This window comes from Bradyrhizobium sp. I1.14.4, assembly GCF_050435825.1.
GTDB lineage: Bacteria > Pseudomonadota > Alphaproteobacteria > Rhizobiales > Xanthobacteraceae > Bradyrhizobium.
In genome coordinates this window covers 1-24,222 of sequence record NZ_JBNDLA010000045.1, presented here as the reverse complement: position 1 = coordinate 24,222, position 24,222 = coordinate 1, and the positions used below count along the sequence as shown (strand labels likewise).

Sequence of the window (24,222 nt, the reverse complement as noted above, 5' to 3'; positions counted from 1 at the left end):
TGCTCATCGTCGCTCCTGATTCGCAGGCACCAGCGTGCCCGCTGTCAGGCAGAAACTCCACTTACCGACCTGTTCAAATTTGCGGAGCCGGCTCTAACCATCGGAATGCTCTGTCCGATGTCTCCACCGATCTGCTTTAGCAGCATGCGAAATCTCTTGCCAAGTCGAGCGCCCTGGAATTCGCACAGCGCAGCTTCACGGTCAAACCAAGTCACCGCGTCAGACGCCAACGGATGCGCCTTCTCATCCCGGGCGCGTGAAGTCAGTCCCATAGAGCACCTCTTCTCGAATCAGGTGCCCATCAAAGAATCACAAGTGATTCTGGCGACTCAAGTTTTTCGACTCAGTGCACCTCAAAAAATGTGGGTAATCGTAAGCTTCGTCGTATGCGTACCATGCGTTAAGAATACGATACAGGCGTTCCGTGCCCCTCTATCGGAGGATCGGTCTGCGTCTTCGAATAGCGGCATTACAAACAGATTGTCGCGTGGCTACGGAACCCACAACTATAATTTCAAACTAAAAGCGCTTGCCAACCAAGCAACCAGGTGCATCGATGAAGGCATCCTCTTCTCGCAATATTGCCAACCCGACGATCTAATTTTGGCCGATGTGCCGGATTTGTGGCCCGACCGGGCGAACCGGTTAAAGCAGCGGCACCGAAGCTTACGACGTCCTGACGATTAGGGAATTATTCGACTAGGCCGCCTGTCCGTTCTCGCGGGCTGCGGAAGACGCAGGTGTAATCGAGAGTATCGCGGCCGCTGCGACGGACCTAAGGCGGAGCGATCACGTGGTGCCGAGTGGATCTACAACGGCACGCGCTGGACTATCGCACTGCCAGCCGCCTCCATCGCGGAGAATCCGGACAGTCCCGACTACGATTGCGCCGTCGAAATTACGCATCTGCTGGAAGATTGCGTAAGCTTGAAGCTGGGCGAAACGCTACCGGTGCTCGCCGCGGCCGGAATAGTTGCGCCCTATCGATTTGCTTGCTGTTGCTCTCTGCCTCAACGGATACCGCGTTCACTGGATCACCGCACTTTGCGCGACCATCCTCATTTTCTGCTGAGATTTGAGCTCGTTTGAACGCCAAACCCGGTCGAGCTTTCACATTCTCAGTCCCTCGATCATCTGCCGGTGAACCTGACGACTGCGGTATAGCACCATCTCCTTCCAATCGGCTCTCTCCGGATAGAAGTGCTGCCTTACGCGCCGCCGAATTTCATAACCAACATCTGTTTCAACCTGCGCCTGACCATAAGCATATAGCCAATGGTCAGCGCGCATTGCTGGTCTGCCTGCCTCCGAAGGATAGGTCCCGAACTCCAAGCACACGTACACGTGCCGATCTCCCAAGAGCCGCTGCCAGTAATCATCCTGCGCTCCACTTACTACAATAGATGATGAAGTACCCAGATCTGGCGATGTGACCGAAGGGCCAAAAATGTAGCGGGCACGTTGATACCCTGACAGACCTGAAGCCTGCTCGCATTGCAGCTCACCATACCCATAAGGTCCGAGGCCCGTGTGATAGTCGATGATGAAGACGAAGCGACGTGACTCGAGATCGTGCTCCAATACTATACGTTCAAGCGTTCGACGTGCGACCGAGGGGGTGAATCCGCCGAAAAACATCCCAGTGGGATGTCGATACTGGCCGCTAGTGCGCGCCTTTCGGAACGCAATTTCGCCGTGTGCTGCACGGAATTTCTCAATTGCCGCCTCGGCAGCAACGAGCAGGGGTCCGTCCAACTCACGTGGCACAAGACTGTCAGCAAGCTGATCGTAAGCATCGTTATGAGGTAAAGGAGCCGCAAAATCGACAAAGTTCCGATTGAGGTCGCAGCCCTCTTGCGTGACACGCCGATCCCATGCGAATCCATAAGGATTGATGGCGTGAATCAGCAACATGGCTTCATCAGATTTCAGCCTTTCGTAACCATGCTCAGCTACCCAATCGAGTTGTGCTGCGGATCCACAATACCCTTCGACACCGTGCGTAGCCGAAATCATAACCCCCACCTTTGAGGCGCGTCGGTCACCAAACCAAGCAACATCCGTTGAAAGCTCCTCTCCACGAGGCCCACGCGCTGGCGATGGATAGATTGCCAGCTCGCCAATTGCTGCCATGCCAACGTAATCGCGAAATTTTTGACGAGCTTCGAAATAATGCGAGGCAAAATGCTCATTCGCTGCGTCGACAATCGGGTCGTTCATCTGCGTTCCAATCGAGGTGTCAAGTGCGAATAGGTGATCCGTGGTGTACCGCGTCCGGACTCACCGATCATAGTGTCGTCGTGGCCTCTCGGTCACTCAAGATATGCCTGAATGGCCGAAGCGCGGGTCAGCCGACGTCAGGGTATGCTACTGGGCACGGCGCCGACGTTCATGCAAGACGATCGGTCTCAGCGATTGACCAGCAAATCGCGCGATATGCTGCTCATTGACTTTGCGCCGCCGTCCGTTACGCGCACGGTCTCGCTGAAGACATAGCCGTCGTCCTTCTCCCAGATGCCGATGATTATGTGGAAGGTCATGTTAGGTTGGATTACGGTCTCATCGTCGTCTTGCAGGCTCGCGCCACCGTCGGTCCAATCGATCCCAATGGAGTAGCCGATTCGCGATTCTTTGCGTACGCCAAGAGGATTGAAGGTGCGCCGAAACGCTCGCTCGACATCGCCGCATGTCACTCCGGGTCGCATGGTTTCAAACGCAGCGAGGAAGCCGTCGACCACTGCTTGATGAACGTGTCGCGACCGAGCAGGGGGCTCACCTAAGAAGACCGTCCGCGACAATGCGCAACAATAGCGGTGGCGGAAGGCGCCGAGCTCAAAATTGGTCTGACGACCCATCGTATAGGTCGCATCTGACCACTTGATATGCGGTGCAGTTGCGGGCCAGCCGGTCGGCATGGTCGGAAAGCGGGAAGGCCCGCCGGGGAATTCAGGGGTACCCGTGCACAACGCATGCATGATGGCTGCAGCTACGTCGCATTCTCGCGCGCCTACAGCGATCTGGAGCCGGCCTACCTCCATCGCCCGATCAACGATTTTTCCGGCTTGCTCCATGTAGGCAAGCTCAGCAGTGGACTTCACCAGCTTCAGCTTGGAAATCACGCCGTCGGCATCAACGCTCTTGGTAAGATCTAGGCTTTTGCCGAGGGCGGCATGGGCCTTCACCCCATAAATCTTGGCTGTCAGTTCGACCCCGATGCGGCTCGACCTTGTCCGCTCGCGGATCAAATCTCCGATCGGTTGCCACGGCGTCCGCTGATTTGAACCAATGTATTTCTCGGGATAGCCTAGGATTCGTGAGTGCGGCAGATAGGATGTGGCCGTTGCGCATGCGACGTCCATCTCGCGCAAGATGAGATACGGATCTTCCTCGTCTTGACACAGAAGAGCGAGCTGCGGAACGTACTCGGAATATCCGTCGTAGCCAGTAAGGTAGTGCATGTTCGCTTCGCTCAAGACGAGGAGCGCGTCCATGCCGCGCTCGGCCATTCGCTGGCGTAGCCGAGCCGTTCGCTGGCGATATTCCTGGTGATCAAATGCGGGCATGAGCGCTTTCTCCTGATGTTAGCTCGACGATCACTTGCATGACGGCTATACGCGGCGTCGACCGGTTCGGCCCCAAAGAGTTTGAAATGGTGTCGTTGCGGGATCCTTCTTTGAGCCTGCGCCCGCCCGCCGCGTCTTCGCCTGCATATAACCACGACCTCAGGCCAACGATGCCATCGTCATCCGACAGAGGTCGGTGATGTCGTAGACCGGCAGCTTTGCGATACGACGGACCGCCGGCGCAACCATGGGAAACGCCGCGCACTCGAATAGGATCGCCGCGATCTCAGGAAGTGCGGCGCGAAGGCGCTCGACGCACGCGGTGACATCCGCCTCGATCGCAGCGACGTCGACCTGTGGCGCCGGACGTTTCAGCTCGTCATGCCAGAACTTGCCGCCTTCAATGCCGCCGATCACAATCCTCGCCAACTCGCCTGGATCATTGAGCCCGAGCAGATCTTCGCTACAATGCTTTGAGTCGTAGGTCAGAACGGCGATCTTGGCAGTCGCCGGCAACTGGCGGAGCAACGCCGGCAACAGGAGCAGGCTCGACATTACCACGGGCACATTCACTGACGCGGCCACCGCGGGCTGGTGTCGAATAGAGAAGCCGCACGTCGAGCTTATCGCTATGGCCCCTCGCTCGACCAGACGCCGAGCGGCTGCGATGTAAGCTGGCTCAAGTGCTGGATCGCCGCGAACGACATTCTCCACCCATGCTCCCGCGACGGTTTCCGAAATAGTCGGGAAGTTGAAGCTGGCGGAATTTAGAATCGAGCCGGAAGGTGGCATCGGTGGCTCGGTGCCGGGTGGCACTCCGCGTTCGAGGCCCAGGATTCCGAGAGAGCGTGGAATTTGCGATGTCATAAAGCGAGCATATCCGCCCCTTAAGCCGAATTCTCCTAATGTAAGCTGGAATGTGGTCGGATTTCTGCGTCAGACGGGCCAGGAGGTGAAGCTCGCTGCGACTTAGCTTTATATTGGCGGAGAGCTCGCCCCAGACAACTCACTAAGATGGACAATGTGGCTCGCCGAGCGCCGATTCTGAGGTCGAGTATTCTGGCGGCGCATGACGATTTCGGCGGTCGGTGACGATTGACCGAATGCGATGCAGTGAGGATGGGCATGCAAAGCAGGCGTCTCGCCTACGAGGCGCGAACGTCGGTCAAGGCTGGCTGGCTAAGGTCTGAATCGAATTTCACCCAAGTGCCAAATCTGACTTTGTCCGAGCAAGTCGCGTGACACTAGTACTGCTTAATCTATCTCTATTCGATTGGCCCGAGACTTGTTTCGAAGAGCCGTCATGGGCGAGCTCTGTGCCAGTATAGATTTTATTGGTGAATCCTCGCATTCTGCAGTGCTAATGCGCAGAATTTCGGCCGAAACGGGGGCAATATTAGAGAAATTCAGATTTGAACCACGTTATGCTTCTTTCACGATATCGCCATTCCCGCGCTCCTCTTGGAGTTCCGAGAAGAGGGTGGCTGCAGGTTGGGAGGGGCTATGGCCAAGGTGGCAATCGTGACTGGGTCAGCGACGGGGCTGGGGGCGGCCTGCGCGATTGATCTGGGGGCGCGCGGCTGGAACGTCGCGATCAACTATGCAAGGAGCAAGAAAGAGGCTGAGGAGACTTACACCAAGGTTAAGGCCCAAGGTGTCGACGCGATCCTAGTACAGGCCGACATGGGACAGGATGCTGATTGTCGCAAGCTTGCCGCCGAGACTCTGAAGAAGTGGGGTCGTATCGACGGGTTGATCAACAATGCTGGCACCACCAAGTTTCAGAACGAGGGCGATCTTGAGGGGGTCACGGCTGAGGATTTCGATCGCATCCTGCGGGTCAATGTTACGGGTCCCTACATGATGAGCCGCGCCATCTGGCCGACCATGAAGAAGCGCTGGGAGGAGAGTAGGGAGCGCGGCTCGATCGTCAACGTCTCTTCGAACGCCGTCGCAACAGGCGCAGGCAGTTCGATTCCGTACGTCGCCTCCAAGGCGGCGCTCAACACGCTCACCCGGTCGTTGGCGCGTTGGTTGAGTCCGGCGGTCAGGGTCAACGCGATAGGTCCCGGCTTTATTCAAACGCGCTGGCTCCTAGAGGGGCTAGGCCAGGCCGAGTACGAGGAGATGAAGACGTTGATGGAGCAAACCACACCCTTGCGTCAGGCCGGTACGCCAGAGCAGATGGCCGAGGCCGCGCTATTCTTTCTCACGAGCGCCTCGAACGTTACCGGCGAGTTCTTGCTCGTCGATGCCGGGAGCCATCTTGGCCGCTGAAGGGACACTAACGCGGCGCCGACTCGATGGTCCAAGTGGCCGCGGCAAGCGGTCTGCTGAATCAGTACGAGGCATTTTCGGCTCTATGCTGGTAGGGCCGGGTGAGTGGCCGCTACGGCCTAGGCCGAGCCGTTCGGTTAGGGCAGCTTAATTCATAGGGGAGTTTGAATGCAGAATCTGTTGCAGCGTCAGACCGCGGCGGCCGCCAAAGGGATGAGCCATAGCCTCTGGGCGGATCTGCGGGGTAACAAAATCGCAATCCACGATCCCAACGGCGCGCGGACGTTCCGGCAGGTCAATGAAGCCGCCAACCGAATCGTTCGCCTACTGCGCGAGCGGGGGCTGACGGAAGGTGACGCAGTCGCGCTTCTTTGCAGCAACCGCGCCGAGTTCGTGGAGGTGCTCTCAGCTTGCTTCCGCGGGGGGTATCGGTTGACACCGGTGAACTGGCATCTCAACGCCCGGGAGATCGAGCACATCATTAACGATTGCGACGCAAAAGCATTGTTCGCCGAAACTCGTTTTCCGGCTGGATTTGCGGCTCAGGTGCCAGCGGTGACCCTTAAGATTTCCATTGGCGGCGCGTGGGACGGATTTGAGTGTTACGAGAAGGTGCTCGAAAAGTTCGACTCTTCGGACATCATTGATCCAACACTGGGCTCGACGATGCTCTACACCTCGGGAACTACTGGTCGCCCGAAGGGCGTCTATCGGCGCAGGGAGTGGATACGCGATGAACCGCTCGCGCAGCCGGATGATGTGCAGATGTGCGCGGGCCCAGCCTATCATGGTGGGCCCCTCGTCTCCGATGTGCGCTCTGCCATGGTGATGGGAATTCCGCTCGTGTTTCTCGATCGATGGGATTCCGAGAACACGCTGCGTACAATCGAAAAGCACAAGGTAACGCGCTGTCACATGGTGCCGATTATGTTCCAGAGGCTTCTGGCGCTGCCCGATGCGGTGAAGCGAAAGTACGACATTTCCTCGCTCCGCTACATCCTTCATGGCGCAGCGCCTTGTCCACCCGAAGTTAAAAAGGCGATGATCGACTGGGTTGGACCGATCCTCAACGAATATTATGCTGGCTCAGAAAACGGCGCCGGCATCCATGTCAGCAGCGAGGAATGGCTAAAGAAGCCTGGGACCATCGGCAAGCTGCCGTATCCGGGTGCTCTCAGGATTCTCGATGACCAAGGCGCAGAGGTCTCGCGCGGGCAGGCCGGGACGTTGTACTTCCCTGTCTCCTTGGATGCTCCATTTGAATACCATAAGGATCCCGAGAAGACCGCGTCGGCCCACCGCGACGGCTATTTCACGCTGGGCGATGTCGGCTACGCCGATGAGGACGGATATGTCTTCCTCACCGGCCGCACGGCAGAATGCATCATCTCCGGCGGCACGAACATCTATCCGCAGGAGATCGACAACGAGCTCATTAAGCATCCGGCAGTCCAGGACGTCTGCACGATCGGTGTGCCCAACGTGGAGTGGGGCGAGGAGGTGAAGTCGGTCGTCATGCTCAATCCGGGGTTCGAGCCTAGCGACTCGCTCATGAAGGAGATCGTCGTCTTTGCCCGCGAGCGCCTAGCCGGGTTCAAGGTCCCGCGCAGCGTCGAGTTTGTCAAAGAGCTTCCGCGTAGTGCCGCCGGCAAGGTCCAAAGGAAGAAAGTCCGGGAGCCCTACTGGGCCGGACGGGAGCGTCAAATCTGACACTAAGGCGCTCTGGTCCTTCAGCTCGAGCAGAAAGACATGCTTGCTTCAAACATGGTTCGCCGATCGCCAGTCAACCGGGCCGACCACCAAGCGGCGCCCCGGAGGGGTGCCGCACTAGTTGTTCAGTCCCGAGGTCAAGTGCAGGGGATCGATCCTGAAGCGATCTCGCTCGTCCACTCATGCCTTGCAGATAGCTTCATAGGGTGTGAGGCCGCGCAGGGTCTTAAGGCGTCTGGCGAAGTTGTAGGCGTCAAGGAAGACGGCGAGGTGATCTTCTAGCTGCCGGTGAGTCTCGTAGTGGTATCGCCGGACGGTTGCCTCCTTGAGCGTGCGGTTCTTCCTCTCGACCTGGCCATTCGTCCGTAAGACGGTTATTTTCCCCCACCTTGTTGTAGGCGGGCTGGCCTGCAATATGCGTTCCGTCATGAAGAGAGCGGATCGCAACATGATTCCGGATGTTGTTGACGAGTTACAGGCTCGGCCGCTGCGCCGTCGTTGGAGCGACGATGTCAAGGCGCAGATAGTGGCGGAATCCTACGCGCCGTGCGCCGTGGTCTCGGAGGTCGCGCGTCGGCACGAGATCTCGCCGCAGCAACTTTCGGTCTGGCGCAAGGCGGCCCGCCACGGCTTGCTGAAGCCGGCGGACGGCACAGAGCCGAAGAGACCCGCCGGAACGGCCGCGATCCAGGATCGGAGTTGGTCAAGCGGCGAGGCTTCTTCCGCGCTCGGCGGCCCAGGCCCAGGGCATCAGTTCGTCCAGACGGAAGGCCGGCCAGAGATTGACCAGCTTGGTGAGGACGTCGGTCAGATAGGCCTGCGGCTCGACGCCGCAGAGCTTGCTGGTCTCAATCAGCGAAGCGATGCAGGCCCAGTTCTCCGCGCCCTGATCATGCCCCGCAAACAACGCGTTTTTGCGATTGAGGACAAGAGGACGGATGCTTCGCTCGACGATGTTGGTGTCGAGCTCGATGCGGCCGTCGTCGAGGAACCGCGTGAGCCCGTCCCAGTGGTTCAGGGCGTAGCGGATATGCTCGGCGATCGTCGCCTTGCCCGAGACGCGGGTGAGCTGCTGCTCGAACCAGGCCTTGAGCGCCAGCACGAGAGGCTTGCTGCGCGTCTGTCGGACGGTGCGGCGCTCATCGGCGCTGCGGCCTGTGATCGTCTTCTCGATGGCATAGAGGGCGGCGATGCGCGCAAGCGCCTCGCTGGTGATCGGCGCAGGGCCGCCTTCTGCGATATCGAAGAAGCGGCGCCGCAGATGAGACCAACAGAACGCCAGCGTGATCGCCTCGTCAGACGCGGCGTTGGCAATGGTCTTGTAGGCGGCATAGCCGTCGCATTGCACGATGCCGCGATAGCCGTCGAGCAGCTTGAGCGCGTGGACGGCGCCGCGACCGGGCGCGTAGGTGTAGGCCACCGCCGGCGGATCGGTCCCGCCCCACGGTCGATCGTCGCGCGCGATCGCCCAGAAGAAGCCCTTCTTGGTGCGGCCACGGCCGGGATCCAGCACCGGTGCCGTGGTCTCGTCGACCGCGATCTTGCCCGCGGTCAGGATGATCTCGCGCAGCCGCCGCCAGAGCGGATGAAGCTCCGCGGCCGCATAGCCCACCCAGAACGCAAGCACCGCGCGCTTGATGTCGATGCCCTGCGCAAGCAGCATCTGCGCCTGCCGATAGAGCGGCAGATGCCAGGCATATTTGGCGACCAACACATGGGCGACCATCGCCTCGGTCGGCAGCCCGCCCTTGATCAGCCGCTCCGGCGCCGGCGCCTGAACCACGCCATCCGTGCAGGCCCGGCAGGCAAATTTGGGACGATGGGTGACGATCACGCGGAACTGCGCCGGGACGACGTCGAGCCGCTTCGACGTTTCCTCGCCGATCACATGCATAGGCGCGCGGCAGCACGGGCAATTGGTATCTTCGGGCGCAATCGTCACGTCGATGTGCGGCAGATGGGCCGGAAGTGCACCACGATCGGCGCATCGCTTAGCAGCGCGCTTGCGTGCGCCCGCAGGGTCCTTCTTGTCCTCAGCCGCCTCGTCGCCGGCAAGGGCCTGCTCGATGTCCTCAATCGCCAGCAGCAGTTGCTCCGGATCGAGCTTCTCCGAACGGCGGCCGAACTGCGCGCGTTGCAGCTGGCGCAAGAGGTGGCGCAGCCGATCCATCTGCGACAGCGCGTGGTCGCGCTCGGCGATCGCAGCGTCGCACTTTGCGATCGCAGCGTCGCGCTCCGTGCGCGCCGCCGCCACCAGCGCCTGCAGCGCGTCGATCTCGGTCGGAAGCTGAGCTGCGATGTCATCCACATCAACCACTCAATCTGATTCGCAGGACGTTGGGGCATGCGAAGAGCGGCCTGATTCAGTTGGTCGCAGCGGCTCATGATGTCGCTGTCGGCTGCGCAACGTCGTGGACATGCAGACGCGACCAGTCGAGGCCGTCCATCAGCGCGGCGAGCTGCGCGGCGGAGAGCCGCATCACACCATCGCTGATCGGCGGCCAGCGGAACCCGTTATGCTCCAGACGTTTCCACAGCAGCACCAGTCCGGACCCGTCCCAGGCCAAAATCTTCAAGCGGTCCGCGCGCTTCGAACGGAAGACAAAAATCGTTCCCGAGAAGGGATCATGGCGGAGTTGCTCGCGCACCAGCGCGGCGAGACCGTCGGCACCCCTGCGGAAGTCGACCGGCCTCGTCGCGACCATGACCTTCACGCCCGCCGAAGCCGCGATCATGTGGCCGCCTTCACGGCCCGCAGCCACATCGCGCAGCCATGCCGGGTCGACCCCAGCCGCCGCGCGAACCACCGCTCCGCCAATCTCAATGCTGATCGTTGTCGAGCTCCGCGTTGCCGCTTCCGTGCCCGGCCCAGCGCCACGTAGCTCCGTCACCACCGGAACGAAGAGTGGCGCCTCGTCGGCCGGCAGGCTGAGCACGCCGGCACGCGCCGCCTTGCGCCACACGAAAAGATGTTGCGGCGAGATGCCGTGCCGGCGCGCCACCTCCGACACGACCGCGTCCGGCGCATACGACTCCGCCACGATCCGCCCCTTGACCTCGTCGCTCCATCGGCGGCGACGTCCCGCACCGACCTGGATATCCACCCGGCCCCGCGGCCCCGAAGCGTCAACGATATGGTCAACCATATATGCGAACCGTACTGTATGTGACGGCTCGTATCTTGCCGGTCAGCGCGCACCCGACAAGGTGGGGGCAGAGAACCGCTCTTACATTCGTCCAGGGGTGATTGGGTTTGGTCAGGCGACGCTCGATACCATGCCCCTGGCAGGCCCGGTCGAAGGGAGGCCGCGCCAGCTGGCGGTGGGGCCATCCCGGTTCTTGGGCAGGTCGGCGAGCTGGATGCCGTTGTTGGTCAACACGGTGTGGATCTGGTAAGCGACGGCCGCCGCCAGTTCGTCAAAAGTACGCATACGACGAAGACCTCAACGGAGGGATACCGTCAAAAGGCCCTGGCCGCCGCACCCGTGGCCTTCTTCACGAGCCGGGCGAAGGCGTACTTGGTGGTCCGATCTACCGCCACGAAGAGATAAAGTTTGCCTTCCTCGGTGCGGACCTCGGCCATGTCGATGTGGAAGTAGCCAATGGGGTGGCGCTTGAAGGGCTGCTTAGTTAGCTGGCTTGTCGCCGGCGATCTCCGGCAGGCGGCTGATCCCGTGGCGCTGCTGGCAGCGGTGCAAGGACGAGCGCGTGAGATGCGGGATCGTCGCCTGCAGCGCATAGAGACAGTCATCCAGAGGCAGCAGCGTGTGCTTGCGGAAAGCGACGGCCGTCGCCTCTTCCTCGGTCGAAAGCACGGTCGAGCGCACGGTCTTCGGCCCCATCGGCGCATCGTGGACGAAGGTGCGCTTACGCCACTTGGCGACGGTCTTTTGGTTGAGGCCGTGCTGAGCGGCTAGCTCTTTGAGCGTAGCCTTCGATCGCTGTATCGCCGCTCGGATGGCGTGCGTGGTCGTGGCGCTGCCATGGAGTATCTGACCCATAGGACCTCCCGGAATGAAGGATCAGCTTAGCTGATTCCCCCACACTCCGGGACCACACACCTAGCCCACAGCCAACCAGTTCAACTCGCAGGCGCTGCACCACGTGCGGTATTGATCGCTAAGAACTTTACGGTTCCGGGCGCCGGCGTCATCGCAGGTCGCTTGCGCGACAGTAAGGTCGTGGATCGGCCGAAGTGTCGGCTAAAGTTCGCAACCGCCTAGACATAGGATTGCTGCGTCGACGGTGATAGGTTGCGCAGCGTCATATCCTCGATCATGCGACGGCGCAGCGGGCTCGAACTCATCGTGGCCATGAGGCACTCCTGTATTAAGAGGAACGGACTTACGGCCCAATCCTCTCAAACAGATGCCTCTCAGAGAAATGGCCTCGCCACGCGCCACCATCAGGTCAGGTGTCGTTCAGCAGCTAGGGCATCGCCATCGAGGCTTAATTGCAAGACTGAGCTTCTTCATCACCCTGCGGGCCGAAGCATCTGCCATCTCGTACACCTCTGCTTCGTTGACGCAGGTGGCGTGACCATGCTGTACGACGACCTTTCCGTTGACGAGGACGGTGTCAACGGACTTGCCCCGGCTGATCAGCATGAGATTGTGCACAACGTTCATCTTCGGGTACGCCTCGGGAAGGTCATGCCTCCTGATTACAATGTCGGCGCGCTTACCGACTGCGAGGCTACCGAGCCGATCAGCAACACCTAAGGCTTCAGCCGCGCTGATCGTCAACATCTCCAAAACTGACTCTACTGACACGAAATCCTCGAACGAGCGCGCGACCAAGTAACTGAGTAACCCGGCGTCCCCAAATGCCCACGGGTGCGACGTATCAGTTGCGATAGCTACTCGAACGCCCTTTCGATAGAGCTCCGGAATCCGAGGCCGGGTCGTTGCCCCGATCCCGTACTTAAGATAAACTCCGGGACTCCACACGATTGCGAGACCGGAGTCGAGGACGACAGATATTTCGTCGTCGCGGACAAAGTTCATATGGGCGAACAAGCAGTGTGGGCCAAGGACACCAATCTCCGCCTGATGAATCAGTGCGTGCTTTCCTAGATCTTCATCTTCTGCTTGGACGTCGGCGCAATGATAGTTCTGGTGCTGCGTCCAGATGGCCCCGTTAGCTGCGGCGATGGTGCTGGCCTCGCGCAGCAACTCGTCGCTCGCGGACCCGGCACCGTAGAGTCCAATGTGGCCTCGAACAAGAGCGTCCGGGTCGCTGTTCCTCCGCAACTGCTGGCCCAGCAACTTGCGCGCGCGCGCCCGGCTCACCGGCGCCCGGTGCTCGAGCACGCTCTTATCAAAAGAACTCTTGACGGCCCTAGCGGAGTCGACATCCCACAAATAAGGGTCGGCCAACGAGCCTCGGATACCTATCCGCTCGGCGGCAGAAGCGACAGCATCGGGCTCGAACACGGTCCCAGGTTCTACAAAGAACGTGGTGCCGTTGCGCAGCATCTCCAGCGAGGAGAGCAGGGTGGAGGAATACTCATCATCGGCCTCCAGCGATCCCATCCACGCGCGCATGTAGCTGTACCCGTTCCCGACCGTTACTCCGTCGGGTATACAGCCTCGTCCACCGGTTTGGCCAATATGGACGTGGCAATCTATCATGCCGGGATGGACCACTCCCCCTTTAGCATCGATTGTTCGCGCCGCCCGGTACCGACTCGCTAGTTCCGCGTCGTCCCCAACATCTACGATCAGCGAGCCTGTCACAGCAACAGTCCCATTTGGGAAGATGCGACGATCCGAGTCCATCGTGATCACATAGGCGTTCCTGATCAGCAGATCACATTGGGAAGCATCAGCTTCTTGATTAGTTAATGCGTTTCCAGTCATTTGAGTCCTCAGCGGCATTATACGCCCAGCATAGTCCACCATGACGCTGGATTTTACTAATTTGACGTCCGATTGGGACGAATTACTGCACGTGGTATTCATGCGACGCGCTTAAGGCGCGGATCACCCAAGCGGTGGCGCGCTGACGTGATCGACGCCATGAACAACCTGAGATTGCTGCATTCGTGCAAGGCTTTCGCGACTGCGCCAAGGCCATGTTTCGCGTGCCGCCCCTCAGCTGGTGTAGATCGTCTCGTCGTGTGAAATGAGCACCTTACGAGAGCGGTCTGGGTAATCTCCGCCGCAGTCGTGTCGACAATCGCGTGTTCGTAAACGGGGGCTTTATGGGCCTACGGTTCCACGCCTACTGCGCAAGCACGAGTAGCCGATATTGCGGCTTGTGGTGCTCGAACTATTGGGCGGGGAGCTGCAATGCGCGGGAGCTTAATGTGGTGCTGATCCCTCCGCAATACGTGAAGCCGTATCTCCTCAGCTTCAATGCTAACAAACGGTAGGGTACAGGAGTCTCAATGTGAATTTTCGCCCTGCGCGCGAATGAAGAAGCGAGCAACCATGTAAATCCACGGCGAGACAATCGCATTAAGCATCGGATGGCGCTTCAATCGGGATGGCAAAGCCGGCTTTGACCCGATCCATAATGACCATCGTCTTGAAGCCCTTGATGTCCGAGTTCTCATAAAAGAATCGCCGGGTAAACTGCTCATAGTCCTCCATGGTAGGCGCGGTAACGTATAGGACAAAATCAGAATCGCCGGTGACATAGAAGCCATTGACGACGTCGACTGACGATTTGATAGCTTTTTTGAACTTATCGATTATGTCCGAGCGCTCCCGCTCCAAAGTCACCAGCACAAGCATCTGAATTGGCCTTCCTACAGCCCTCGGAGAAACGATCGAGACATCAGCCTCGATGATGCCTTCCGACCGGAGCCTCTTCAGTCGTCGTTGACATGCGGTAGCAGAAAGCCCGGCCATTTCACCAATAGTTTCGGAAGTTAGACGGTTATTCTTTTGCACGATGTCGAGAATGCGGGCATCTATACGGTCATATTGCATAGTACGGCTCCAATTGGCGGTGAAATTCGTCGCCAAATGCCTGTATAGCGCCGAAAATCCTCGGAGTAACAAGACCATGCGACGCAAAGCGCTGGTCCACTATGCCGAATGCGCTGGCAATTTCAACTGGTGCCCCGTTGAGACTGTCAAATGCTTTCCTGCCGGAGCCGGCATTTGATGTCGCTCTTGATTGAGGCGCCTGCATAACTCTGCGTCTGGAAATTCCGTTGCTGCGCGGCGCTTAAAATGACCGACCCGCGCTGCAAGCTAGCGCAAGACCGCGGCTGCATTACGGGGACTCAGTTTTCCAGATCTGGTGGCGCGAGCTTTCGCGGCCGCGTGAATTCGTTACCGCATGAGACGGGTCGCGGCGAGGACCAAAGCTAATGACATCATCTCGCGCGCCAATGCCTGCGATAGGTCAATGCCTGCACTCACCCCAGCCCTCGACCATACCTCGCCGCATCTTCCGGAGACGGAGCGAGTGATGAACAGCTGCGCTTGCCGCGAAGGTTCCCTCCAGGAAATTTGTTAGGTGTAATTGGTATTGAGTGAGGGTTGCAGCCTTGAGATGAATTCCGTTGCGAAATGCTCCGTCATGCAGGAAATCGGCCGAGTGATAGGAAAATGCGACGCAAACATGTTCTCAAGACCGGTATCCTGAATGCCCAGGCAGCTTAAGAAGCGCGAGACCATTAATGACTTTCCAAACTGTTCGGTCCCCAAAGCCGCATTTGAGCGCTCTTGCTAGGGAGCGCCTGCAAAGTTTGCGTCGTTCCGATTTTGTTGCGGGTGCCGCGCTGATCGATGGCCACTGGATTGCGGGCGAGCACCGAGATGTTGTGATTGATCCAGCTACTGGGGAAGAAATTGCGGAGGTTGCTCGTTGCTGTGCCGCGGATATGGATCTGGCCATCGCGTCCGCAGAGCGAGCTTTTTTGACGTGGCGAGAGTTGTTGCCAGCGAGGCGTGGGGCGATACTTAAGTCGTGGGCGTCACTGATGTTCACCCATTCGGAAGAGCTGGCCGTTTTGGTGACGAGCGAGCAGGGCAAGCCGCTCGCCGAGGCGCGACACGAAATTGTGTACGCTGCTGGGTTTCTCGAATGGTTCGCTGCGGAGGGCGAGCGTGCATACGGAGAGACGATCCCTAGCCACAAGCTCGGGAGTCTACTTCACGTGCGAATGCAGCCAATCGGCGTAGCGGCGGCGATTACTCCGTGGAATTTTCCGGTTGCCATGATTACGCGAAAGGCTGGGGCTGCGCTCGCTGCTGGTTGTCCGATAATTGTGAAGCCTGCGCCTGAGACCCCCCTTTCTGCTCTTGCGGTGGCTAGGTTGGCGGAAGAAGCTGGGGTCCCTCGCGGCGTGTTTCAGGTACTCGTCGGTAATCCGATCGAACTCTCAACGCCGCTGTTGCGCGATACGAGAATAAGAGCTCTGTCGTTCACGGGTTCTACCGACGTCGGCCGTCTGCTTCTGGAGGGGGCGGCTCAGACAGTGAAGAAGGTTTCCCTCGAACTAGGGGGGCACGCGCCGTTCCTTGTCTTTGATGACATCGATATTGGCAAGGCGGTTGAAGGAGCGATGGCCGCAAAATTTGCTACGTCTGGCCAGGACTGCTTAGCGGCTAACCGCATCTACGTGCAGAGAGGCGTCTACGGTGCGTTCACCGAAGCGTTTGCTGTCGCAATGTCTCGACTCAAGGTCGGTCACGGTCTGGATCCCGTAACGGATATTGGGCCAATGACGAAGTTATCGGTGGCTGACAAGTGCCGAGCCCAAATCGACGACGCGGTGACAAAGGGAGCACGGTCTGTTTCCGCGAAGCAAGACCAAGGTCTAGGTCGGAACTTCGTCCTTCCAACGCTGCTAAGTGATGTCACGGACGATATGCTCATTGCTCGCGAGGAAACGTTCGGACCAGTCGCTGCCATTCTGCCGTTCGACTCCGAAGAGGAGGCGATCACTCGAGCTAATGCAAACGAAATGGGGCTGGCTGGATACGTTTACACGAACAGCCTACGCCGAGCGCTTCGTCTTTCTGAGCGTATCGAGTGCGGCATGGTCGGCATCAACACCGCCTCATTCACAGGTCCGCCTATTCCGTTCGGTGGTTGCAAACAATCTGGACTTGGTCGCGAGGGATCGCGGCACGGTTTGGCGGAATACATGGAACTGAAGTATGTCTGCTTCGGCGATTTGGCGGCTTAGGAGAAACATATGGACGACATCAAAACCATTGCTGACCAAGATCGCGCGAGTGTTTTGCATCCTTTCACCCAACTCAAGGAGTTCGCCACTGGTAAGATGGGCGATCCAACGATCGTCACTGGAGGAAAAGGCATTCGCATCGAAGACGCGCAGGGGCGTAGTTACATCGACGGCTTCGCTGGCCTCTATTGCGTGAATATCGGATACGGTCGAACCGAAGTGGCCGAGGCCATAGCACGGCAGGCCTACAAGCTTGCATACTATCACACTTATGCGGCACACACGACCGAAGAGCTGGCCGTCCTGTCCGATCGCCTTGTTCGGATGGCGCCGGGTAAGCCAAGCAAAGTATTCTATGGTTTATCCGGATCTGACGCCAACGAAACGCAGGCTAAGCTTGTTTGGTATTATAACAATCTCCGTGGCCAACCTAAGAAGAAGAAGATCATCTCGCGCGAGCGCGGTTACCATGGCTGTTCAGTAATTTCCGGCTCGATGACCGGCATGTCGTTCTACCATGATCACATGGACCTTCCTTTTCCCGGGATCTTGCACACCGGAGCACCGCACCACTATTGGGGCGCCGAGCCAGGCGAAACGGAAGAGTTGTTTTCTCGTCGGCGTGCAGCCGAACTTGAAGACCTGATTGTGAGAGAGGGGCCTGAAACCATCGGTGCCTTTATTGCTGAACCGGTGCTGGGTACAGGCGGTATCACGCCGCCTCCGGCTGGGTATTGGCGTGAAGTACAAGCTGTGCTCAGGAGGTACGACATTCTACTGATCGCAGACGAAGTAATTTGTGGATTCGGTCGAACCGGCTCGAATTTTGGAAGTACTCTATACGGAATCGAGCCCGATCTCGTAACAGTCGCCAAAGGTTTGACTTCCGGCTATGTGCCTCTCTCGGCAGCGATCGTTGGTGAAAGGGTCTATGCCGTTATGGAGGAGGCGGCCGAACACGTCGGAGCATTTTCGCATGGGTACACCTATTCCGGCCATCCGATTGCGGCCGCTGCTGCTAACGCGGTCCTCGACATTGTCGAGAATGAGCGACTGAGCGACCGCGCGAGGATTGTCGGTTCGTATTTCCTTAAAAGACTGAGGGAACGATTTGCGCAGCTGGAGATAGTCGGCGAAGTTAGAGGTGTTGGCTTGCTGGGTGCCGTCGAGTTCGTTGCCGATCGCCCAACGAAGCGGCGCTTTGAGCCGCAGCTTAAGGTGGGCGCCCGTATCTCCAAGGCTGCTCGTGATCGGGGACTTATAGTACGAGCAATGCCTCATGGGGATATTCTGGGGTTCGCCCCACCTCTTGTTGTATCCGAAGCTGAGATAGACGAGATCGTTGAGCTCGCGTATCGCGCAACCAGGCAAGTTATGGACGAGCTCGTGAAGGAAGCTGCAACGGCTTGAATGTGGTGTCTAGCATGCCGCGTACCGGATTTGTTCCGAGGCCTGAGCCGTCTGCGACGGTCTACACTCGCTTCGCTTGATGGGCGCGGCGGGGCATACGGGGAGAATCTGTTCAGGGGCTCGTCGGTAACGGCCGATCGGTGGACACCCAACTGATCGACTACACGCACGTCAAAGCGCATGGCTCAGCGGCGGGCGGCGGCGAACGCGCTGCGTTTCATCGACGCAGCCGAGCTCGCATGCATGCGTCGCGCTGCCGTGTCCAGCCTGAAGAGCCGCGCCGCGCTCACCACGGCCTATGCGGCCCGACTCAGGGCCTCCGAAGTCGCGGGACTGCGGATCGAAGACATCGACAGCGCCCGCGTCACGCTCCACACGCTGCGCCACAGCTTCGCGACACATCTTCTCGAGAACGGAACCGATAGCCGGATCATCCAGGTCTTGCTCGGGCACAATAGCTTGTCGTCGACAGCGCGCTACACGCAGGTGCCACCGATACGATCCGCGCGACGCAGAGCCCGCTCGATCGCCTGTCGCTGGAGGTGACGCCACCTAGGTGATCCGCGGCGGGATGCGGGTGATGATCCGCCCCGACAGCCGCTGCAACAGGCCCGCCATCGAGATTGCCGATATTCTGCGCCGGCATGGCGACGCCTATCGCCGTATACATGCCGGTCATCTCGGTCGGGTCGAGCGGCGCGTGATGAGCGCGATCGTGGCGTGCCGGACCGAGGCGCTCGGCGGCCCCATGGAGGCTTGCGACGACTGCGGCATGACGCAGATCGCCTATAATTCCTGTCTTATGGGCAAAGCCGGTAATGGGGAGCTGGCAATCGCGATCACCGTATTTTCCTGGGTATTGCCGCTCTCGAGCTCTCCATTACAAGTCGCCCGTGCGGCCCCGTCGGGTCGGCCACTGATGGCCGGTCACATACGGGGACGAACATGTTGGAGACGTACTTTTCGGCGGCGAAGATGCTGGGGCATTTGCGCAGCGGGCCGAGCGGGCCTTACCTTGACGGGTTTGCAGCGGCACTGGAGCAGCAAGGCTATGGCCCCGAGACAGCGGTACGCTATTTGCGAGCGGCGGCTCACATCGGCCATGTCATGGCCGAGCAAGGCGCGGGCCTAACGGACGTTGATCTCGCCGCGTTCGCCGAGCACCTGCGCAACTGTCGGTGTCCACGCGCCAAAGGCGGCCGGCGCAACCACCACACCATCTACGGTGCCAGGCTCTTTCGTCGGCACCTCGTCGAGCTCGGCGTTTGCCGGTCCGCGGCCGTGGGGGCAGCATCCGCCGAGCCGCAGCTGGTCGCCGACTTCAAGACGTGGCTGCGCAAGCATCGCGGCGCATCCGATCCCACCGTCAGGCTCTACGCCCGCGACGCCGCGGGCCTGATGATGGAGCTTCGATCTGACCCGGCCGGCTGGAGGCCGAACGATGTCCGCAGCTACTTCCTGGAGCGCGCGAGCAATAGCGGGAGTGGCACGATCGAGAAGATGACGACGAGCCTGCGGGCTTTCCTGCGGTATCTCGCAGTCGCAGGCCGTTGTCAGGCAGGTCTCGACGGCGCCGTTCCGGCCTACGCTCATTGGCAGCTTGCCGACATGCCCCGGTATCTGTCGACCGAGCAGGTCGACCGGCTGATCGCTGCCTGTGACGGCGACGCCGGCGCGCGCCGGCGTGATCGTGCGATCGTACTTTTGTTGGTGCGCCTCGGCCTGCGGGCCGGTGACGTGGCGCAACTGCGCCTCACCGATATCGAGTGGCAAACAGGGTCGCTGCGGGTCTGCGGCAAGTCGCGCTACGAGGTCCGGCTGCCGCTGCCGCAAGACGTTGGGGATGGGATCGCCGCCTACCTCGAATGCCGGCCGTCTACCCGCCGGAGCGATCTCTTGTTCCTGCGCACGATCGCGCCGTGCCGGCCATTCCGACGAGGCGACGGCATCTCGTCGGTGGTGAAGCGCATCATGAAGCGGGCCGACATCGTGGCGCCGGTCAAAGGGGCCCACGCTTTGCGGCACACCGCGGCGACCGAGATGCTGCGCCATGGCGTGCCGCTCGACAAGATCGGACTCGTCCTTCGGCATCGCGGCATCGACACGACGGCCTATTACGCAAAGGCCGACGTCGCGCTGCTGAAGCAGGTTGCTCAGCCCTGGCCGGAGGCGCTCTGATGCTCGACGCCATCGAGACCTATCTCGCGCTCCGCCGCGCCACGGGCTTCGCGATGTCGACCGCGGAGTACCTGCTGAAGAGCTTTGCCGCCTTCGCGGCCGAGCGCGGACAAACGTACGTCGAGACAAAAACAGCGATCGACTGGGCCGCGCTCGGACCATCCGTCGCGCAACGCGATGCACGGCTCAGAGGCGTCTGTCGCTTCGTACGCCACGTCCGGGTGGAGGACGTCGGGCACGAGCTGCCGCCGGCAAATCACTTCGGCGCCCGCAAGAAGCGTCGCACGCCGCACATCTACACGACAGACGAGATTAGTCGGCTGGTTGAAGCTGCGCTGCGGCTTCGGCCAATGCGCGGCTTGCGCCCGCACACGCAAGCGACCTTGATCGCGCTGCTCTCAGCCACCGGGCTCAGGATCTCCGAAGCCCTGAAGCTGACGATCGCTGACGTGACCCGCGACGGTCTGCTGATCCGCGAGACCAAGTTCCGCAAGACGCGACTGGTGCCGCTGCACGACACGGCAGCCGCCGGCTTGCAGCGATACCTGGCACGTCGCGGGCCCGGCTCGGACGATGATCCGATGTTCATCGACAAGCGCGGTCGGCCGCTGCGCTACATTGCCGTCAAGGAGACCTTCGACAGGCTGGTCGACAAGGCTGGCATCAGATCGAGGTCGGCTCACCGTCCTCGCCTGCACGATCTGCGGCACACGTTTGCGGTGCGCGCGCTGCAAGGCAGCCCTACCGGCCGAGGCCGCTGCGGGGCGCACATGGCGGCACTCGCGACCTACATGGGTCACGTCAGCATCTACGCGACCTACTGGTATCTCGAGGCCACGCCCGACCTCTTGCGCGATGTCGCCACGGCCGGCGAAGCGTTCATGTCCGAAGGGAGGTCAGCATGACGCCGATCGCTCCCCTCATCGAGACGTTCCTGCGCGACACACTAGCTTGCCAGCGGGGCGCCAGCCGGCACACGAGCGACTCCTATGCCTCGAGCTTCCAGCTGCTGTTCGTGTTCGCCGCCGACCGGCTCAAGGTCAAACCATCGGCGCTGACGCTCGAGCAGATCGATGCCGGGCTCGTCAGCGCCTTCCTCGAGCATCTTGAGGACGAACGCAAAAACGCGGCCGTGACGCGCAACGTTCGCCTGGCGGCGATCAAGTCGTTCTTCCGCTTCCTCGAGTACCGGCAGCCGGCAGCGCTCGAGCAGATCCGCCGTGTACTGGCGATCCCGTTCAAGAAAACTGACACGCGCCTGGTGCCCTACCTTCTGCGCGAAGAGCTCCAAGCCGTGCTCGACGCTCCCGATCCGGCGACACGCGATGGCATCCGCGATCGCGCAATGCTGCACGTGGCCGTCTGCGCAGGGGCTGCGCGTCTCCGAGCTGACTGGCCTCAAGGTCGATGACATCGACCTGCCTTCGATGAGCATCCGCGTGCTCGGCAAGGGACGCCGGGAGCGGACCCTGCCGTTGTGGAAGCCTGCGGCCGCTGCACTGCGCGCCTGGCTCGCCATCCGTGGGCAGGTCGCGACACCTGAGGTGTTCGTCAACGCCCGTGGTGAGCCGCTGAGCCGATGGGGCTTTGCCTATCTGCTCAGGCAGCACGCCGCGACTGCGGCTCGCAAGCAGCCCGGTCTCGCCAAGAAACGCGTCTCGCCCCATGTGCTCAGGCACACCTGCGCGATGGTCGTCCTGCAAGCGACCGGGGACATCCGGAAGGTGTCGCTATGGCTGGGCCACGCTACGCTGACGACCACCGAGGTCTACACGCGCGGCGATCCGACCGAGAAGCTCGATGCGATGGAGGCGATCGTGCCGCCCCACCTGCGGCGCGGCGTCTTCCAGCCCACCGACAAGCTGATCGAACTCCTCAGGCGTACCTCGTAATGGAGAGCGGGGTTGGCGGTGATTAGTGCAGCAGCGCGATCAAGTTGCCGCCAGCTCCCCATTACCGGCTTTGCCCATAAGGCAGGTAATGGGCGACGCCCATTACCTGCCGCAACCGGCACTGTCCGAAGTGTCAGGGGCCAGCCCGAGCGAGTGGCTCGCCGCGCGTCAAGCCGACCTGCTGCCGGTTCCCTATTTCTACGTCGTTTTCACACTGCTGCTCGCTCCGATCGCCGCAATCGCTTTTCAGAACAAGGCCATCGTTTATGCGATCCTGTCAAAGCCGCCGCCGAGGCGATGTCGACGCTCGCCGCCAATCCACGCCGGCTTGGTGCCGAGATCGGCGTCGTCGCCGTCCTCCACACCTGGGGGCAGGTGCTGACGCACCATCCCCACGTCCACTGCGTCCTGCCGGGCGGCGGCCTCTCGCCCGATAGCGCGCGCTGGATCGCCAGCCGACCAAACTTCTTCCTGGCCGTCAAACCGCTCGCCCGGCTGTTCAGACGCCTGTTCCTCGAACGTCTGACCGCCGCCTTCGACGCTGGCACCCTGAACTTCTTCAGCGATCTCGCATCCCTGGCCGAGCCTGCCGCCTTCGCAGCTCACCTCGTCGCCATACGGCGCATCAGCTGGGTTGTCTACGCCAAGCGGCCGTTCGGCGGCCCCGCGCAGGTGCTGGCCTATCTCGGCCGCTATACCCATCGCGTTGTAATCGCCAACAGCCGGCTCGTCGCCCTCGACGAGGATCACGTCGCCTTCACCTGGAAGGACTACCGCCAGAACGGCGCGACAAAGATCATGAAGCTCAAGCCCGACGAGTTCATCCGCCGCTTCGGCTTTATGGCCAACGGCCATCGCGCTGCCGAACTTGCCCTCTGCCGCAAACTTCTGGATCGTGGGCGGACAGCGCCAAACGATGGCGAGCCGTCGCCTGTGGATTCGGACGCTCTGACGTTGGCCAAGGTTCCCCTATCCTGATTGTGGTGGCGCCATGCGCATCATCGAGCGCTTTCGACACAGCTACAGTCGTTCCGGCGCTCCAACTCAATCGTTCCGGTGCGACACATCGTGAGCCAATTCATGCCGTGCACGAAGATCGTCATTCGTCATTATGATCCCATCGTCTCGATCATCGCAGACGCTGCCGAATCCGTGCGGCCAAACGGCGCGCCGGAAACTATTCGATGCAGCGGGCCATCGATCGCTACAGCGGGTAAAATGCTCTCTGTCTCAAGTTGCCGCCATTGCGCAACCACAAGGTCGCCGCGTCAGCTCCGAAGTCTGCCGATAGCAACCCGCGATCTCGAACAATCGCCATAGCTGCAAAACCGCGCATAATAGCCTCCCGCGCCTTCGTTCAATCCGGCTTCAATGAGGTCGCGTTATAAGCGCTTGCCGCGCCCTCGCGTGAGCGCGACCTCACAGAACCCTCCAGATTCCCTTTCGGGGCCAATCGTGATTCACCGTGAGGGCTGGTGATGGAGGCCAGCCCCCATGGCTAAACCCCTCTCGCCGGACCTTCGCCTTCGCATTGTTCGGGCCGTGGAAGACGAGGGCATGAGCTGTCGGGGCGCCGCCGGCCGGTTCGGCGTGGCGCCGTCGACCGCGATCGAGCTGGTCAGGGAGTGGCGAAGCACCGGCGGCTGTGAGGCGCGAGCGCAGGGTGGCGACGGCGTTCAGCTCGGATCGAGCGGCATGCTGCAGAGATACTCTCCCTGGTCGAGGCTACGCCTGACATGACGCTGGCCGAAATCGCCGACCATCTCTTCAAAGTCGACGGCGAGCGTTTTTGTGCCGAGCGTGATCTGGCGATCCTTCGATCGTTGCAACATCACGTTCAAAAAAAAACCGCACGCCAGCGAGCAGGATCGGCCGGACGTGGCCGCTGAACGCGCGGCGTGGAAGGCATCTCAGCCTGAGATCGACATCCACCGGTTGGTGTTCATCGACGAGAGTGTGCTGCAGAGCAACGGAAGGAGTTCAACATGAACTAAAACCGATTGTGAAGCTGCGGGAGAGATGGGGGCTGGCCCCCCGAGAT

General features: G+C 60.4%; 18 protein-coding genes and 7 pseudogenes. 14 read left to right on the top strand and 11 right to left on the bottom strand.

The features are described 5' to 3' along the window. Positions 1 to 44 precede the first annotated feature (44 nt). From ABIB78_RS37340 to ABIB78_RS37325, 4 genes are all read right to left on the bottom strand, one after another. Complete coding sequence (locus ABIB78_RS37340; protein WP_429034062.1) at positions 45 to 272, bottom strand: transposase DNA-binding-containing protein; 228 nt, start codon at positions 270 to 272, stop codon at positions 45 to 47. A gap of 838 nt (positions 273 to 1,110) precedes the next feature. Continuing rightward, on the bottom strand, positions 1,111 to 2,220 hold the full coding sequence (locus ABIB78_RS37335) for a M14 family metallopeptidase (protein ID WP_429034061.1): 1,110 nt from the start codon (positions 2,218 to 2,220) through the stop codon (positions 1,111 to 1,113). Between the two features lie 188 nt (positions 2,221 to 2,408). After that, complete coding sequence (locus tag ABIB78_RS37330; protein WP_429034060.1) at positions 2,409 to 3,563, bottom strand: M24 family metallopeptidase; 1,155 nt, start codon at positions 3,561 to 3,563, stop codon at positions 2,409 to 2,411. Positions 3,564 to 3,722: 159 nt separating this feature from the next. Next, positions 3,723 to 4,355 (bottom strand): hypothetical protein, encoded by a 633-nt coding sequence (locus ABIB78_RS37325; RefSeq protein ID WP_429034059.1) that lies wholly within the window; start codon positions 4,353 to 4,355, stop codon positions 3,723 to 3,725. A 711-nt stretch (positions 4,356 to 5,066) separates the two neighbouring features. Here ABIB78_RS37325 and ABIB78_RS37320 point away from each other — a divergent pair. Both ABIB78_RS37320 and ABIB78_RS37315 read left to right on the top strand, forming a co-directional pair. Next, the gene (locus ABIB78_RS37320) at positions 5,067 to 5,840 is read left to right on the top strand and encodes an SDR family NAD(P)-dependent oxidoreductase (protein WP_429034058.1); all 774 of its coding nucleotides are present in this window, start codon (positions 5,067 to 5,069) and stop codon (positions 5,838 to 5,840) included. Between the two features lie 168 nt (positions 5,841 to 6,008). Next, positions 6,009 to 7,550 carry an AMP-binding protein gene (locus ABIB78_RS37315; RefSeq protein WP_429034057.1) on the top strand — a complete coding sequence of 514 codons (1,542 nt, stop codon included), beginning with the start codon at positions 6,009 to 6,011 and terminating at the stop codon, positions 7,548 to 7,550. A 117-nt stretch (positions 7,551 to 7,667) separates the two neighbouring features. On the opposite strand, the pseudogene ABIB78_RS37310 reads toward ABIB78_RS37315, so the two are convergent. Next, positions 7,668 to 7,913 (bottom strand): annotated as a pseudogene (locus tag ABIB78_RS37310) (integrase core domain-containing protein); the annotation flags it as partial. A gap of 52 nt (positions 7,914 to 7,965) precedes the next feature. Here ABIB78_RS37310 and ABIB78_RS37305 point away from each other — a divergent pair. Continuing rightward, positions 7,966 to 8,148: pseudogene (locus tag ABIB78_RS37305) on the top strand (transposase); the annotation flags it as partial. 105 nt (positions 8,149 to 8,253) lie between these two features. On the opposite strand, the gene tnpC reads toward ABIB78_RS37305, so the two are convergent. The 6 genes and pseudogenes from tnpC to ABIB78_RS37275 form a co-directional block, all read right to left on the bottom strand. Then, positions 8,254 to 9,858, bottom strand: a complete 1,605-nt coding sequence (tnpC, locus tag ABIB78_RS37300) for an IS66 family transposase (RefSeq protein WP_429034056.1) — start codon at positions 9,856 to 9,858, stop codon at positions 8,254 to 8,256. Positions 9,859 to 9,931: 73 nt separating this feature from the next. Then, positions 9,932 to 10,285, bottom strand: a complete 354-nt coding sequence (tnpB, locus tag ABIB78_RS37295; RefSeq protein WP_429034063.1) for an IS66 family insertion sequence element accessory protein TnpB — start codon at positions 10,283 to 10,285, stop codon at positions 9,932 to 9,934. Positions 10,286 to 10,369: 84 nt separating this feature from the next. Continuing rightward, positions 10,370 to 10,696, bottom strand: a pseudogene (gene tnpA / locus ABIB78_RS37290) (IS66-like element accessory protein TnpA); the annotation flags it as partial. Positions 10,697 to 10,781: 85 nt separating this feature from the next. Next, positions 10,782 to 11,551, bottom strand: a pseudogene (locus tag ABIB78_RS37285) (IS481 family transposase); the annotation flags it as partial. A gap of 420 nt (positions 11,552 to 11,971) precedes the next feature. Then, positions 11,972 to 13,411, bottom strand: coding sequence for an amidohydrolase family protein (locus tag ABIB78_RS37280; RefSeq protein ID WP_429034055.1), 1,440 nt, complete (start codon positions 13,409 to 13,411; stop codon positions 11,972 to 11,974). 600 nt (positions 13,412 to 14,011) lie between these two features. Beyond that, complete coding sequence (locus ABIB78_RS37275; protein ID WP_429034054.1) at positions 14,012 to 14,488, bottom strand: Lrp/AsnC family transcriptional regulator; 477 nt, start codon at positions 14,486 to 14,488, stop codon at positions 14,012 to 14,014. Between the two features lie 698 nt (positions 14,489 to 15,186). Here ABIB78_RS37275 and ABIB78_RS37270 point away from each other — a divergent pair. The 11 genes and pseudogenes from ABIB78_RS37270 to ABIB78_RS37220 all read left to right on the top strand — a co-directional run bounded on the left by ABIB78_RS37270 (position 15,187) and on the right by ABIB78_RS37220 (position 24,070). Beyond that, positions 15,187 to 16,701 (top strand): NAD-dependent succinate-semialdehyde dehydrogenase, encoded by a 1,515-nt coding sequence (locus tag ABIB78_RS37270; protein WP_429034053.1) that lies wholly within the window; start codon positions 15,187 to 15,189, stop codon positions 16,699 to 16,701. Between the two features lie 9 nt (positions 16,702 to 16,710). Next, positions 16,711 to 18,111 carry an aminotransferase gene (locus ABIB78_RS37265; protein ID WP_429034052.1) on the top strand — a complete coding sequence of 467 codons (1,401 nt, stop codon included), beginning with the start codon at positions 16,711 to 16,713 and terminating at the stop codon, positions 18,109 to 18,111. A gap of 255 nt (positions 18,112 to 18,366) precedes the next feature. After that, a pseudogene (locus ABIB78_RS37260) lies at positions 18,367 to 18,671 on the top strand (tyrosine-type recombinase/integrase); the annotation flags it as partial. A gap of 20 nt (positions 18,672 to 18,691) precedes the next feature. Next, a pseudogene (locus ABIB78_RS37255) lies at positions 18,692 to 18,910 on the top strand (transposase zinc-binding domain-containing protein); the annotation flags it as partial. Positions 18,911 to 19,056: 146 nt separating this feature from the next. After that, positions 19,057 to 20,289, top strand: coding sequence for a tyrosine-type recombinase/integrase (locus ABIB78_RS37250; RefSeq protein WP_429034051.1), 1,233 nt, complete (start codon positions 19,057 to 19,059; stop codon positions 20,287 to 20,289). Continuing rightward, the gene (locus tag ABIB78_RS37245; protein ID WP_429034050.1) at positions 20,289 to 21,194 is read left to right on the top strand and encodes a tyrosine-type recombinase/integrase; all 906 of its coding nucleotides are present in this window, start codon (positions 20,289 to 20,291) and stop codon (positions 21,192 to 21,194) included. Before ABIB78_RS37250 ends, ABIB78_RS37245 begins: the two co-directional genes overlap by 1 nt. Beyond that, on the top strand, positions 21,191 to 21,700 hold the full coding sequence (locus ABIB78_RS37240; RefSeq protein WP_429034049.1) for a tyrosine-type recombinase/integrase: 510 nt from the start codon (positions 21,191 to 21,193) through the stop codon (positions 21,698 to 21,700). Before ABIB78_RS37245 ends, ABIB78_RS37240 begins: the two co-directional genes overlap by 4 nt. Continuing rightward, positions 21,615 to 22,181, top strand: coding sequence for a tyrosine-type recombinase/integrase (locus tag ABIB78_RS37235; protein WP_429034048.1), 567 nt, complete (start codon positions 21,615 to 21,617; stop codon positions 22,179 to 22,181). The genes ABIB78_RS37240 and ABIB78_RS37235 overlap by 86 nt, the downstream gene beginning before the upstream one ends. A gap of 104 nt (positions 22,182 to 22,285) precedes the next feature. Beyond that, a pseudogene (locus ABIB78_RS37230) lies at positions 22,286 to 23,253 on the top strand (IS91 family transposase); the annotation flags it as partial. Positions 23,254 to 23,675: 422 nt separating this feature from the next. Beyond that, positions 23,676 to 23,921, top strand: coding sequence for a helix-turn-helix domain-containing protein (locus ABIB78_RS37225; protein WP_429034047.1), 246 nt, complete (start codon positions 23,676 to 23,678; stop codon positions 23,919 to 23,921). Next, positions 23,918 to 24,070, top strand: coding sequence for a hypothetical protein (locus ABIB78_RS37220; RefSeq protein ID WP_429034046.1), 153 nt, complete (start codon positions 23,918 to 23,920; stop codon positions 24,068 to 24,070). Before ABIB78_RS37225 ends, ABIB78_RS37220 begins: the two co-directional genes overlap by 4 nt. Positions 24,071 to 24,222: the final 152 nt, after the last annotated feature.